A 12934-nucleotide genomic window follows, 5' to 3' on the forward strand; every position below is an offset into this window, starting at 1 on the left:
TCTTATTTTAGGTAATAGTTATGAAAGTTGTAGTGGTTGGCGGTAACGCTGCTGGAATGAGTTTTGCGGCAAAATACAAGCGCAATCAACCAAGTGACGATGTCATTGTTATTGAAAAACGTGATTACATCTCTTTTGGTGGTTGTGGTCTTCCTTATTTCGCAGGTGGCTTTTTTGACGACACTGAGCGCATGATCTCACGAACACCAGAACAAGCCATCGCATCGGGTTTGGACGTCCGTCTTAACAGCGAAGTAATCTCCTTAAGCTGCACGGAAAAGCAAATCAGTGTTCGTCATGATGGTAAAGATGCGCTTATTGGCTATGACAAACTCATAATTTGTTCCGGCGCTCGTCCAATCGTCCCACCATTTGGTGAATACAACCGCGAGAATGTCTACACCCTAACGAGTCAAGAAGACGGCCTAGCCGTAAAAGAAGCATTTAAAGACACCAGCAAACAGCGAGTTTGTATTATTGGTGCTGGCTTCATTGGCCTAGAAGTATTCGATGCTGCACATATGCTTGACAAAGATGTCACTATCGTTGAACGTGAAAACACTGTCATGAGTCGTCAATTTAGCCCTGAGATGATTGATGTTGTCGAAGCGACCGTGCGTGAATCTGGCGCGACCTTGAAAACAGGTTGTAGCGTCAATACCATTCGCGATGCACAAAATGGTAGTTACATCGTTGCAACTGACAACGGTGATATCGAAGCGGACATTGTTATTCTATCTCTCGGCTTCAAACCAAACACCGAAGCGTTCAATCTACCAAAAGCAGCGAATGGCGCGCTCTTGGTTGACGAGTTTGGTAAAACAAACGATGAGCACATCTATGCGGTCGGTGACTGCGCTGTTGCACACCATATGGCGCTGGGACAGTCAGTGTACGTACCACTAGCCACCACAGCGAACAAACAAGCTCGTATGATGGCAGATCATTTAGCAGGTAAGGACGCTTATTTAAACGGCTTCTTAGGTTCATCTTGCTTGAAGGTTCTCGATTACGAACTGGCGTGTACTGGCGTTTCCGAGATGATGGCGAAAGAGCACGGATTGGAAGTTAAGACATCAACCATCCAAGACAAAAACCAGACCGACTATTACCCAGGACAAGAAGACATAAAGATCAAACTGGTGTACGAGCCGACGACCAACATTCTACTTGGTGGTGAGATCATCGGTAAGAAAGGTGCAGTTGGGCGCATCAATGCACTCGCGGTCGCCATTACCGCTAAGATGACGACTCAACAACTAGGTTATCTGGATTTTTGTTACGCCCCACCATTCGCAAGAACATGGGATGCTCTCAACGTAGCAGGTAACGTCGCCAAATAGCCAACATTAAAAAGCGAGGATCTCCTCGCTTTTTTCATTATTCACTACTGAATCTCATCGTTTAATCTAGCCCACTATCAGCCTGTCCATGTGAACATTCTCGTAGGTTTTTTGTCCATACATATAAACGTAACAAAATATATTTATCCTCGGCGAGTTAATTATTCAAGGAGGAAATATGAACTCGCTTAGAACCACTTTTGCTTCGGTTATCGTAGCAAGCATCGCACTATCTGGATGTGCATCAAACTCTTCTTCAAAGACAGCTTCCAATGCCGTTGAGGCGTTCAATATTCAATGTAAAACATCAGTTGTCCCTGAACCTTCAGAAATGTCAATTTCCGGTCTTACCTTGGTCGGCACATCCATCGCAGATGCCCCGTTTGGTACATCTGCTGCAGAGATTGTCAGTTACGATAGCTGCACCGACAAGCTATATGTGGTCAATGCACAAGCAAAGAAAGTCGATGTACTTTCGCTTGATAAACAAGGTAAGCCAAGTTCGACAGGTCAGATTGATCTAGTATCCGCAGCACAGCAATCCGGCATTAAAATTGGCGCAGCGAATAGTGTATCGGCTCATGAAGGACTGGTCGCTGTCGCTATCGAGAATAGTAATAAGCAAGACAAAGGCATTATTGCCTTGTATCGCTCCGATACCTTAGCGCTCATTACCACCTACCAAGCAGGCTCACTGCCAGACATGGTCAGCTTCTCCAAAGACGGCCGTTACCTTGCTAGTGCAAACGAAGGTGAACCCAACGCAGACTACTCTGTCGACCCAGAAGGATCTGTCACTTTGGTCGACCTAAACAATGGACCTCAAAAAGCACTAGTGACTCAAATTGATTTTCGCGAGTTTAATCAGGGCCAATCTCGTCACTCAGAACTTAGCTCTAAAGTTCGCATCTCTCATCCTAACGCGACTGTTGCTCAAGACTTAGAGCCGGAATATTTAACGTTTGATGATAAAGGCTCGCTCTATGTAGCTCTTCAAGAAAACAATGCGATGGCGACTATTGATGTTGCTTCAGCGAGTGTTAAAAGTATCGTTGGCTTAGGTGGCAAATCTTGGCAAACAGAGAAGCTTGATGCCTCTAATAAAGACAACATTGTGGGCAACTTGAAGAGCTACCCAATGTTAGAAGGCCTGTATATGCCCGACAGCATAGCTAGCTATAGCGTAAATGGCGAAACTTATGTTGTGACTGCGAATGAAGGTGATGGCCGTGAGTATGGTTTCAACACCACACAACAACAATGTGATAAACAAGGTTTCAAGTGGGACGGTGACGAACAGCAAAATGCTGAGGACTACGCTAACAAGCAAGACTTCTGTATCGCTTACGTTGATGAGGTTCGTGGCAAGAAGCTCAAAGTGGATCCGAATCATCCTCTGGCAATCGCTCTAAAAGACAACGCACAATTAGCACGCCTTAAAGTGATCAAGTCAAACCAAACATTGGCAGCAGATGAAAAAGTGCAAGCCTTTGGCGCTCGCTCCTTCTCTATCTGGAATGAAACGGGTGAACGGGTTTATGACAGTGGCGATGAATTTGCCAATATTGTATTCATGAAGGAAGCGAAGTACTTCAACAGCACTAATGATAATAACAACTCCGCAGATGACCGCAGTGATGATAAAGGTGTCGAGCCAGAAGCTATTGAAGTTGCAAATATTAATGGTCGTCACTACGCGTTCATTGGCTTAGAACGTCATGGCGGCATTATGGTCTATGATGTTACAGAACCTGCACAAGCCCTGTTTATCACCTACGTTAATAACCGTGACTTCTCCCAGCCAGTTTGCACTCAAGTAGATGATGGCGATTGTGATAATGACCAATACAACCCAAAGGCAGGCGATCTTGGGCCTGAATCCATCGAGTACTTCACACGTCAGGGCAACCACTTCATTGCCGTCGGTAATGAAGTCAGTGGTACGACATCGGTCTTTAGAATCGATCTTTAATCACGCTCTGGGCTCTGACCGTTTTTGTCAGAGCCCAGAGCATAACCGTGTTAATCGTCACGACAAAAAAACAGATTTGATGACAACGGGTTAATTATCTATAAAGCGCCTCCTGTTTCTTATAACCACGGCGGCGCTTATCATGCAAAAGCTCATCGATTCTTTATTCTCTCAAGGCTATTACATTTGGGACGATTTTCTGTCTCCCGATCAAGTTGATGCGCTCAAAGAGTGTCTGCCAGAGAACTGGAAAAAAGCGTGTATCGGTCGCAACGACGAAGTCATGCGTGAAAGCGCAATTCGCAGTGACAAAATCTGCTGGCTATCGAGCGATCTTGGTGAACCAGTTCAACAATTTCTTAGTAAGATGGAGATCATTCGCCAAGCCGCAAACCAGAATTTTTTCTTGGGCCTATTTGAATATGAAGCGCACTTTGCAAAATATGAAAAGGGTGATTTCTACCAGAAACACCTAGATTGCTTCCGCGGTAACGAGAATCGCCGTTTGACGACAGTGTTCTACATGAACGATGAATGGACAGAGCAAGATGGTGGTGATTTAGTTGTCTACGACTTAGATGACAATGAGCTGACGCGAATCAAACCAAAATCAGGCCGATTATTTGTGTTTTTCTCAGAGCAGTTCCCTCACGAAGTACTGCCAACTCACCGCGAGCGTTTTAGCATCGCAGGTTGGTTCAGAACCAATGGTGTGAAAGACAACATGTTGGATATAGCTCAGTAGCCATCATCCCCTGCTAGGATGCTATTCCATTCTGCCCGTCATAGGTGTTTTCGAACTCAATACACCACTTTAATCAAATTAATTGCTAGAAGTGTCCGCCACCGGATACTTCTTCTCTACGTTCCCCTATACACTCTCCCTCAACGACGGCAAGAAACGCATTCATAATGTCCGTAAGCCTCTATAATCTATAAGAAGATATAAGAAGAGGCGGTTATGACAAAGACGATAGCGGTTGAACAATTGAGATGGACGACGTCGTTGTCGCCAGAGTTGTCACAAGAACTAGTTTCTGTTGCCCAGCGAATTTCAATCGAAGACCCTGCGTTGGCAAGCTCAAGTCTCATAAATAGGGGCATCAACTTTATAGAAAGTGGAACATTAGCGATTTGTATACAAACTCCAAATTTAAAAACTGCAAATTGCCTATTAGTGGGTCAAGATGGCTGGTTCGGAAATTATATTGACCCCAATGCCTCTTTGTTGCCTTTTATATTTATTGAAATAGAACCTTGTAGCATTATTCATTTTAGTAACCAACGCTTGCGTCCAATATGTGAAAAAAATGCTGAAATCTACAAGTGGTTTTATTCATTAACGTTTGAGTCAAAAGAGAAATGGCTACAAAGCCAGTTGATATATAGCGCGAACATCACAGAAAGAATTGTTTATCAGTTGATAGATATATTGGCTCATATGAACACCAAAGAATCGATGGTCGAAATTTCAGTGTCACAACAACAATTAAGTGACATGACGGGTATCGCACGCCAACGGGTAAACGAAGTAATGAAAGAACTAGAGAGAAATCATCTTGTTACTTTATATAGAGGCAAGATTCGCATCGATTCGCCACAGAGGCTGGCTGCTTATATGGACGGCATTGATCTAAGTATACGCGATCCAAGACTGTATATTTAGTCGTTACCAATTCTATCCAATAATGTGACTACATTTTTGGAAAATGCTTAAACAACTTTTATCAGGTTCTCCTGAGGAATAAACACAGCAGTAGGTTATATATGCCGTTTATCTATGCCATTAAAATTCACACTGATACCAAGGATGACGTAAATAAGAAATTTCGTGTTAATAGACTTGAAGGTGAGGTTATCGTTGACCATTTGGGTCAGGTTTATATTTGCCCTCAGTTAAGTACGACTAAATGGAAATTTTACCCAAAGTCTAGCCAACTTATCGTTAGACAGGATCAACGCTGGAATACTGTTATTGAAGAAACGCTGCTGTTTATGGAAGCGCACTATTCCGTTTCAGTAACAGATAGAAAACCAAGCTGGATTAATATCAGCCAACCTTTTCGATGTCCCAAAATGGCTCTGTATATCAAGAGTCTGGATTTCGTCGCCTAAGTAAACTCAAAGACCATTTTCAATTAAGAGAAACTCTATGAATGTACTACGCTCGTTGTTTTGTTTTGTTACCCTTGGAACCGTCAGTACGTTACTTGGGTGTGGAGGAAGTAGTCCAACTAATCCAGAAGCTACCCTACCGCAACCTCAAAGTATGGTTATTCGTACATTTGACTTTATCGCTAGTCCCAGTGAATACACTGAAACTGACGTAATTGCTATGTCTCTAAAGGGAGAGAAACATGACTTGTTGAAAAACCAGTACTCTCGTCATATCGGTTACTCGAAAACCGTACAATTTCGAGACACAGACGACTTGGTTAACTTGTTAAACATTGAACTTATAAGTCGAAATGAACAGCAGGTGCTAGCTAATACTCAAATTGAACTAGTGGATAAAGCTCGCTATTGGGTTTTTAGTCTAGGTAATACCGACACCGATGACTATCAACTATACGCTCTACACCAACCCAACGTTCAACCCGTGGACGGCAAAGTGCCCGTTTTTATCCTAGATCTTGATGTTCACAAGCATATAGGTAAAACCGCGGTTCACATTGGTCAACAATCGCCGCCTATTGATATCTCGTCACACGGTGACTTCAAACAAATAAATATGTCAAAAGATCTTATGAATTTTGACCTCACCGTAAACTACAGCGACACCACGACCTTGGACTGCACAGTTTGGACTCCAGAAAAAGACTCAGTATGGAACGATAGTGCTTGGGTGGTATTCATCGTAAATGAACAGTGTCATCTTCGACATGTTGACCAGTAATTTAAAGGTATGATCATGCTCAGCATCTTATTAGCCGCTTATGTGTCCCTAGCCAATATTCACAAACACGCCATTGATAGAAAAGTAAAAAGCAGCAAGCTTTTAGAATGGAACGTTACAGAGCCTAGACGCGACGTTCCATAAACTTATGACTTCTAACTATGGTCTTGCTTTGAACTCGCAGTAAACTCGAGTACTTTTTCAGCACACACATCAATGCAGCGCCCACAGCTAATGCAATCTTGGCTCATAACACGTCTGTCCCCCTGTTTAAGGGGCTGCCTAAGAACATCGGGTTCAGGGCACACGTTATAACAATCCATACATTTAGTGCACGCCTCGCGGTGAGTTGCTTTAATTCTGATAACGCTCTTACGACCGATGACGCCGTAAGTTGCACCCAGTGGGCACAAATGCCCGCACCAACCGTGTTCAACCAAAACGAGATCAAGTAAGAAAACCAATAGAATCAATATCCAGCCAGCACCCATCCCAAATACCAATCCACGATGTAACGATGCCACAGGATCAATCCACGCCCACAACAGTGAACCAGAAACCGCACTGCCCAGTAGAATCACCGGAATCAACCAATAGCGAAGTTTTGGAGACCATTTATAACTTGCCTTAAGATTTAGTTTACGTCGCATCCACGCTGCTAAATCGGTGACCATATTGAGAGGGCAAACCCAAGCACAGAACGCACGAGGAGCAATAAGAGCGTAAAACACAACAACAATAGCAACACCAATGAGAGCATTCACTTCTGGCCAGTGCCCTGTGGCCAATGTTTGCATCACGAGGAGTGGATCACTGAGAGGAATCACCCCAAATAACATGCTGGATGATAGGTTGCCTTCAAGAATTCCCCATGTTGGCCCCACCATGAATAGACCTATAATGGCCAGTTGGCATAACCTTCTTAAAATCAAAAAACGATGTGCCTTCCACCAGCCAAGCTCTTTTATCGCGTCTTTACCCGCATCTTTTGCGAGATTCTTAGCCATGGTTATTTCCTCCCGTCATTAATGCGGATGTGCTCACTCGGCGCTATCTCTGGTGTTTCAGGGAAGGTACCATCACGAAGTTCTACCTTTTCTTCCCATCCAAGCTGATAGTGGTCGCCCATATGGCCTTTAGCAAGTTCAATAGGCACAACCTTTATGACAGGTACATCGGTAACACATGCCTGCTCACATTTACCGCAGCCTGTACAGTGGTCAGAGTGAACCGTTGGAATAAACTTGGCATGGTAACCAGTGCGCTGATTGCGAATTGGCTCAAGGGTAATTGCTTTATCGATGACCGGACACACTCGATAGCAAACATCGCAGCGCAACCCCTGCCAGTTCAAACACTCTTCATGGTCAATAAGTACCGCGAGCCCCATACGGGAGTCGTCGATATTAGTAAGTGAATGATCAAGCGCACCACTTGGACACGCCACCACACAAGGAATGTCCTCACACATTTCGCAAGGAATATCACGGGCGGTAAAATATGGCGTTCCTGATGCTACAGGAGATAAAAGGGTTGCAAGCTTTAGCGTATCGTACGGGCAGGCCTGGACGCATAAACCGCAGCGCAAACACGCTTGGTCAAATTGGTCGCCAGCAAGCGCTCCAGGTGGCCGAATAGGCACTCCTCCACTGGTTTTTGCTTGCCCTTGCTTGGATTGTAACCCTAGTAAAGTCGCCGCAGCGCCAACACCAACAGCTGTTCTCGCTGCGTCACGTAGAAATCTGCGACGGCTTTCAGAAGACTTATTGTTTTGCCTAGACATGCTCAGATCCTTTCACTTTTAGTCAAAGGTATTATTTAATTATACTACTTCCGAGCTCATTCAGATGAGCTGTATTAGGCGAATTGTAACTCTTCTAACTGATGTCCCTACTATACGAAAGGGTTATACTGAGGGTTGATTGATTAATATCAACAATGGATAGCTATCGTTATCACAAATTGAGAATTTAAGGTTGTAGTTCCAGAGGATTGAGGTGCAGCAAGGGAGCCGCACCTTTCGTGCTTACGCGCTCTTTTTAATGTCGTTTTTTGGACCACTTTTCGGGTTGATTGGCAATTTTGTTTCCGTCGTCTCTTTTGATTTTAGACTCACTACTTCATCATCCGGAAACTCCGCCGTTTCGCCAAAGAATTTACCGCCCGGTTCAATACTCAAGTTGTTACTCCAGACTTTGCCCTTAACTCGACCATTAGCGAGAATCTGAATATGCTCCGCATGACAATTGCCTTCGACAATACCGTTAACAATTAACTGCTTTGCGAATATTTCACCTTTCACTCGTCCCGACTCAGCAACAACTAATGAGCCTTCGACGTGAACTTGTCCATCGACGATTCCATCGACTTGAATATCACTTTCTAATTTGAGTTTTCCGCTAATAGTACAGCCTTTGGCGATGAGAGTTGCAGCTGCTGAGCGACTCTTTGTTCCACTGTTTTTACTAAAGATTCCCATCGTATTCCTCGTTCCTTTTTAAAGATATCTTCAAATTCATGTACACCCCACTCCACAAAAGGCCTAGGGTTTAGCGCTCGCCCAACAAAGCGAACTTCATAGTGTAAATGCGGTCCAGATGACAGACCTGTGTTGCCGGAAATGGCGATCAAATCCCCTTTACGGACAAATTGCCCATTCTTAACTTTGAAGCTCTTAAGATGTGAGTAAGAACTGGAAAAGCCGAATGAATGTTGCAGTCGAAGAAAGTTGCCAGAGCCTTTACTACTGCGCCTCGTTACCTCAACCACGCCGTCTGCAGGTGCGTAGATTGATGTGCCTGTGTTCACAGCAAAATCCAGCCCTCGGTGCATTTTAACTTTCCCGGTCACAGGATGAGTACGCTTGCCAAATTGAGACGACATTCGATGTTTCCCCACGGGCGAACCGCTCGGGATCTGGGTCAACATCACCATTCGGATATTAGAGTGGATTGCCGCAGCATCCAGACGGGACTCCAACTCAATATCACCGCCTTGGTCAGACACTCCCAGTACTTTCTCTAAATCAGAAAGTCGTTCAGAGACTAACGCTATGCGCTCTTCTCTATCAGATAGGTCGTTCTCTAAGGTTTGTTTCAGGTCCTGCAAATTTGCCAGTTCGTCACCCAATGTTTGCGACTCACTGGCAAGCTCTTTTTGTTTGAGCTCAGCGTAGTCCACAACTTGATAAAGGTGTTGAATAAGCAACGCGCCGCCAAACACCACCGCAACACTGACTCCAAGCAAGCTTTTTAAGCTCCGGCGCATCGATTTACTCAACTGCCAGTGCTTGGAGCCGTTAATGGTTGAAACTGAAATCGTTAGTTGGTCTTTCATGTTTGATGCTGTCTTATCCGTGACTGTTGCAGAATTTCCCTACAAACCAAGTTCACTGTATTGCTTGATTTTGTTGAACTAAGCGTTAATTTACGGAATACAGATGACAGGTACTAGTCAGAAAGTTCAAGGAAATGTCAGGACGTGACTTTGTGTCAAACAATCAATAAAAACTATATGTTAGGTTTAACAACTGGTTAAAAAGATCCGCGCCGAAGTAATCATATTCTGCTCGCTATCTGACAGCTTGTCAGACTCCCCCTGAAATTAATCACTATCTCACCTCCCAACGAATACCAATATCCAAAACGTCTTGACTTCATAACTTTATGAAAATTAGCTAGAAAATAATCAACTGGCTTCTAATATTGACTATATAAGTGATATTTGAGGGTTTTCTATGAAACGGTCGTTGTTCATTGTTTTCTCTATCTTGTTTTCTCTGGTGGGATGCCAAAGTGACGACAATGGCAAAGCACTAGGTACACTTGAGCGAGACCGCATTACATTTTCTTCTACCGCGAATGAAATCATTCGTGAATTGCCTATTCGTGAAGGGAGTATGGTAAAAACAGGAGATGTTCTAGTTCGCTTAGACACCAAACGGCAAGAAGCCGTATTGGCTCATTCGATAGCTGAAGAAGCAAAAGCCAGTGCTTACTTACTTCGCCTAACCAATGGTGAAAGACCTGAAGATATTGCAGCTGCGCAAGCTAAAGTAGATATGGCCCAAGCTCGATTGATCGAAGCGGAAAAGAACTACTCTCGAGCAGAAGAGTTAGTGCGCAAAAAACTCGCAAGTCAATCGCAAAAGGACCAAGCGTTGGCTAACCGCGACTCAGCAAGAGCGGAGCTAAACTCGGCAACAGAAGAGTTCTCAAAGCTGACAGCCGGTACCCGACCCGAAGATATCACACAAGCAGAAGCTGCCTTGGCTGCTGCCAAGGCCGACGTTGCATTACAAACCCAGCAGTTGGATGAGCTCACTATCGTCGCGACACGTGATGGCGTGCTTGATAACCTGCCATACAATCTTGGCGAACGAGTCGCTACTGGTTCCTTTGTTGCCGTGGTGCTAGCAGACCGGGTACCCTACGCGCGTGTCTATGTTCCTTCTTCAGTCAGGGTGAAGTTTGTCCCTGGTCTTGAAGTGCCTGTTCATGTGGACGGGTTAGAGCAAATACTAACTGGCACAGTTCGTTGGGTCGCATCCGATCCATCATTCACCCCTTATTATGCTCTAACTGAAGATGAGCGCTCACGCTTGATGTATCTGGCAGAGATCGACTTACCCGACAGTGCTCAAACACTTCCTACCGGAGTACCAGCTCAAGTTGACTTAGCGGGGCTGAAGTAGATGAGCGAGATTGCCGTTACAGCAACCAATATCACCAAAAAGTTCGGTGACTTTACAGCCATCAATGGCATTAACTTGTCGGTTCCCAAAGGCAGTATTTATGGGTTTCTAGGGCCCAATGGTTGCGGGAAATCGACCACTATTCGCATGCTAACAGGCCTGCTTAGTCCTACCGAGGGCACCGTTAATGTTTTGGGATTGAATATTCCCCAACAGTCAGAACAACTGAGATTAAAGATTGGTTATATGACACAGAAATTCTCTTTGTATGACGATCTTTCTGTTCAGGAGAACTTGCAGTTTATTGGGCAAATATTCGGAATGAACCGCTCTTTTTGTAGCAACAGAATAGAAGAGCAACTGAGTATCTACGGTCTGTCCAACCTCAAGAAACAACGAGTCAGCGGCATGAGTGGTGGCCAAAAACAGCGTTTATCCCTTGCGGCTGCGACCATGCACAGACCAGAACTGCTTTTTTTAGATGAGCCGACTTCAGCCGTGGATCCTGAGAATCGTCGAGAATTTTGGGAACAACTGTTTGATCTTAGTGATCAAGGCACCACTATCCTAGTCACCACCCACTATATGGATGAAGCTGAGCGCTGTCATCGATTAGCCATTATGGAAGCGGGAGAAATGCGTGCAGATGATGAGCCTGAAGTGCTGATGAATAATATGGGAGTCAACATCATAGAAGTGCGAGCGCCCCAATTACGAGCATTGAAAGAGAAGCTCATCGCTTGTGAAGAGGTTCGATCTGCAGCTCAGTTAGGAATTCGCTTACGCGTACTGATCTATCAATCCGTCGCTGACCCCATCTTGTGGCTTAAAACGCGCTTCCCTGATTTAGCTCAAGCTGAGCTCACACCGGCAAGACCAAGTTTAGAAGATGTCTTTGTTTCCGTCACAGGTAAGGGCAGACAATGAAAAGCTTAACGCGCATGAGCGCCATAATGGTCAAAGAAATTCGCCAGCTCTCAAGGGATCGTATTACGTTTGGGATGGTTGTCATGATACCGCTCATTCAGCTTATTTTATTTGGATTTGCAATGAATACGGACGTGCGGAATATTCCGATTGCGATCGTTGATCAAAGCCAATCAGCCCCAGGGCGAATTATTGTTGAAGCTGTCAAGGTCACTCAGGTAGTCACCGTTAAAGCGCAATATCCAACGGTTGAGGAAGCAGAGGTTGCCATTCGTGAGGGTGTGGTACGTGCGGCGTTAATCTTACCTAACAACCTAACGCAACGTATTACTCATAAGCAGACACTAGGCCAATGGCTGGTCGACGGTTCCGATACTATGATTAGTTCTGCGCTTTTGGGCTTGCAAAACATGCCTATCAAAGAATTTGCGATAGCAGGCTACCAACCACACTCTCCAAAAACCTTCGAAGCAACCCTACTCTATAATCCAAGTCGCCGATCCGCAGTGAATATTGTCCCTGGACTCTTAGGTGTGATACTGACAATGACGATGATTTTGTTTACCAGTGCAGCCATCGTGCGAGAACGCGAACGAGGCAATCTGGAGTTATTAATCACCACACCTATTCATTCCCTTGAGCTAATGATCGGTAAGATAGTCCCTTATATCTTTATCGGACTGATTCAGATCTTCATTATTTTAGGACTCGGCTGGGCGATTTTCAGCGTTCCCATAAATGGTCAAGTGAGTCAAATTCTGATGGGAAGTTTGCTATTTATAGCCGCTAGCTTAACTCTGGGTTTGGTGATTTCAACCATCGCGCAGACTCAGTTGCAAGCCATGCAAATGACCGTGTTTATCTTGCTGCCTTCTATCTTGCTCTCTGGATTTATGTTTCCTTATGAAGCGATGCCGAATGCCGCTCAATGGGTCGCTGAAGCTTTACCAGCTACTCACTTTATGCGCATGATACGCGGCATTATTTTACGTGGCGCTGATTTGTCTGACGTATGGCGTGATACCGTCTGGCTGGCTGGATTTACCGTAGTCGGTCTTATTGTTGCCGCCTTTAGATTCAAGAAAACTCTCGATTAACAGACA

At 44.7% G+C, this 12934-nt stretch carries 14 protein-coding genes; 10 read left to right on the forward strand and 4 right to left on the reverse strand.

All coding sequences use genetic code 11. The annotated features are described in order from the left end of the window. Window positions 1-20 precede the first annotated feature (20 nt). The 7 genes from OH456_RS02495 (at window position 21) to OH456_RS02525 (ending at window position 6355) form a co-directional block, all read left to right on the forward strand. Window positions 21-1343, forward strand: coding sequence for a CoA-disulfide reductase (locus OH456_RS02495; protein ID WP_270032725.1), 1323 nt, complete (start codon window positions 21-23; stop codon window positions 1341-1343). Between the two features lie 178 nt (window positions 1344-1521). Next, window positions 1522-3315 (forward strand): choice-of-anchor I family protein, encoded by a 1794-nt coding sequence (locus OH456_RS02500; protein WP_270032726.1) that lies wholly within the window; start codon window positions 1522-1524, stop codon window positions 3313-3315. A gap of 142 nt (window positions 3316-3457) precedes the next feature. Further along, the gene (locus OH456_RS02505) at window positions 3458-4060 is read left to right on the forward strand and encodes a 2OG-Fe(II) oxygenase (RefSeq protein ID WP_006070089.1); all 603 of its coding nucleotides are present in this window, start codon (window positions 3458-3460) and stop codon (window positions 4058-4060) included. 216 nt (window positions 4061-4276) lie between these two features. Beyond that, a complete protein-coding gene (locus OH456_RS02510) occupies window positions 4277-4981 on the forward strand; it encodes a Crp/Fnr family transcriptional regulator (RefSeq protein WP_006070090.1) in 705 nt (234 codons plus the stop codon). A 101-nt stretch (window positions 4982-5082) separates the two neighbouring features. Continuing rightward, window positions 5083-5430, forward strand: a complete 348-nt coding sequence (locus OH456_RS02515; RefSeq protein ID WP_006070091.1) for a hypothetical protein — start codon at window positions 5083-5085, stop codon at window positions 5428-5430. A 37-nt stretch (window positions 5431-5467) separates the two neighbouring features. Further along, entirely contained in the window at window positions 5468-6211 is a 744-nt protein-coding gene (locus OH456_RS02520) for a hypothetical protein (RefSeq protein WP_252039478.1), read from the forward strand. Window positions 6212-6226: 15 nt separating this feature from the next. Beyond that, on the forward strand, window positions 6227-6355 hold the full coding sequence (locus tag OH456_RS02525; protein WP_269458204.1) for a hypothetical protein: 129 nt from the start codon (window positions 6227-6229) through the stop codon (window positions 6353-6355). Between the two features lie 11 nt (window positions 6356-6366). Here OH456_RS02525 and napH read toward each other — a convergent pair whose 3' ends face one another. The 4 genes from napH to OH456_RS02545 all read right to left on the reverse strand — a co-directional run bounded on the left by napH (window position 6367) and on the right by OH456_RS02545 (window position 9547). Next, window positions 6367-7218: a quinol dehydrogenase ferredoxin subunit NapH gene (gene napH, locus OH456_RS02530; protein ID WP_006070093.1), complete on the reverse strand. Its 852-nt coding sequence runs from the start codon at window positions 7216-7218 to the stop codon at window positions 6367-6369. A 2-nt stretch (window positions 7219-7220) separates the two neighbouring features. After that, the gene (gene napG / locus OH456_RS02535; protein WP_006070094.1) at window positions 7221-7994 is read right to left on the reverse strand and encodes a ferredoxin-type protein NapG; all 774 of its coding nucleotides are present in this window, start codon (window positions 7992-7994) and stop codon (window positions 7221-7223) included. Window positions 7995-8237: 243 nt separating this feature from the next. Then, the gene (locus OH456_RS02540) at window positions 8238-8690 is read right to left on the reverse strand and encodes a bactofilin family protein (protein ID WP_081411526.1); all 453 of its coding nucleotides are present in this window, start codon (window positions 8688-8690) and stop codon (window positions 8238-8240) included. Beyond that, window positions 8594-9547 carry a M23 family metallopeptidase gene (locus OH456_RS02545; RefSeq protein ID WP_006070096.1) on the reverse strand — a complete coding sequence of 318 codons (954 nt, stop codon included), beginning with the start codon at window positions 9545-9547 and terminating at the stop codon, window positions 8594-8596. The genes OH456_RS02540 and OH456_RS02545 overlap by 97 nt, the downstream gene beginning before the upstream one ends. A gap of 400 nt (window positions 9548-9947) precedes the next feature. Between OH456_RS02545 and OH456_RS02550 the strand changes: the two genes are divergently transcribed. From OH456_RS02550 to OH456_RS02560, 3 genes are read left to right on the forward strand one after another with little or no spacing between them, the layout of a single operon-like run. Then, complete coding sequence (locus OH456_RS02550; RefSeq protein WP_124941692.1) at window positions 9948-10904, forward strand: HlyD family secretion protein; 957 nt, start codon at window positions 9948-9950, stop codon at window positions 10902-10904. Then, entirely contained in the window at window positions 10905-11831 is a 927-nt protein-coding gene (locus OH456_RS02555) for an ABC transporter ATP-binding protein (protein ID WP_270032727.1), read from the forward strand. Continuing rightward, entirely contained in the window at window positions 11828-12928 is a 1101-nt protein-coding gene (locus OH456_RS02560) for an ABC transporter permease (RefSeq protein WP_198558586.1), read from the forward strand. Before OH456_RS02555 ends, OH456_RS02560 begins: the two co-directional genes overlap by 4 nt. Window positions 12929-12934: the final 6 nt, after the last annotated feature.

The organism is Vibrio sp. La 4.2.2 (assembly GCF_027586995.1).
GTDB lineage: Bacteria > Pseudomonadota > Gammaproteobacteria > Enterobacterales > Vibrionaceae > Vibrio > Vibrio mediterranei.

Coding starts and splice junctions, on each gene's coding strand:
- OH456_RS02495 (WP_270032725.1), top strand. CDS start 21: ATGAAAGTTGTAGTGGTTGGCGGTAACGCTGCTGGAATGAGTTTTGCG.
- OH456_RS02500 (WP_270032726.1), top strand. CDS start 1,522: ATGAACTCGCTTAGAACCACTTTTGCTTCGGTTATCGTAGCAAGCATC.
- OH456_RS02505 (WP_006070089.1), top strand. CDS start 3,458: ATGCAAAAGCTCATCGATTCTTTATTCTCTCAAGGCTATTACATTTGG.
- OH456_RS02510 (WP_006070090.1), top strand. CDS start 4,277: ATGACAAAGACGATAGCGGTTGAACAATTGAGATGGACGACGTCGTTG.
- OH456_RS02515 (WP_006070091.1), top strand. CDS start 5,083: ATGCCGTTTATCTATGCCATTAAAATTCACACTGATACCAAGGATGAC.
- OH456_RS02520 (WP_252039478.1), top strand. CDS start 5,468: ATGAATGTACTACGCTCGTTGTTTTGTTTTGTTACCCTTGGAACCGTC.
- OH456_RS02525 (WP_269458204.1), top strand. CDS start 6,227: ATGCTCAGCATCTTATTAGCCGCTTATGTGTCCCTAGCCAATATTCAC.
- napH (WP_006070093.1), bottom strand. CDS start 7,218: ATGGCTAAGAATCTCGCAAAAGATGCGGGTAAAGACGCGATAAAAGAG.
- napG (WP_006070094.1), bottom strand. CDS start 7,994: ATGTCTAGGCAAAACAATAAGTCTTCTGAAAGCCGTCGCAGATTTCTA.
- OH456_RS02540 (WP_081411526.1), bottom strand. CDS start 8,690: ATGGGAATCTTTAGTAAAAACAGTGGAACAAAGAGTCGCTCAGCAGCT.
- OH456_RS02545 (WP_006070096.1), bottom strand. CDS start 9,547: ATGAAAGACCAACTAACGATTTCAGTTTCAACCATTAACGGCTCCAAG.
- OH456_RS02550 (WP_124941692.1), top strand. CDS start 9,948: ATGAAACGGTCGTTGTTCATTGTTTTCTCTATCTTGTTTTCTCTGGTG.
- OH456_RS02555 (WP_270032727.1), top strand. CDS start 10,905: ATGAGCGAGATTGCCGTTACAGCAACCAATATCACCAAAAAGTTCGGT.
- OH456_RS02560 (WP_198558586.1), top strand. CDS start 11,828: ATGAAAAGCTTAACGCGCATGAGCGCCATAATGGTCAAAGAAATTCGC.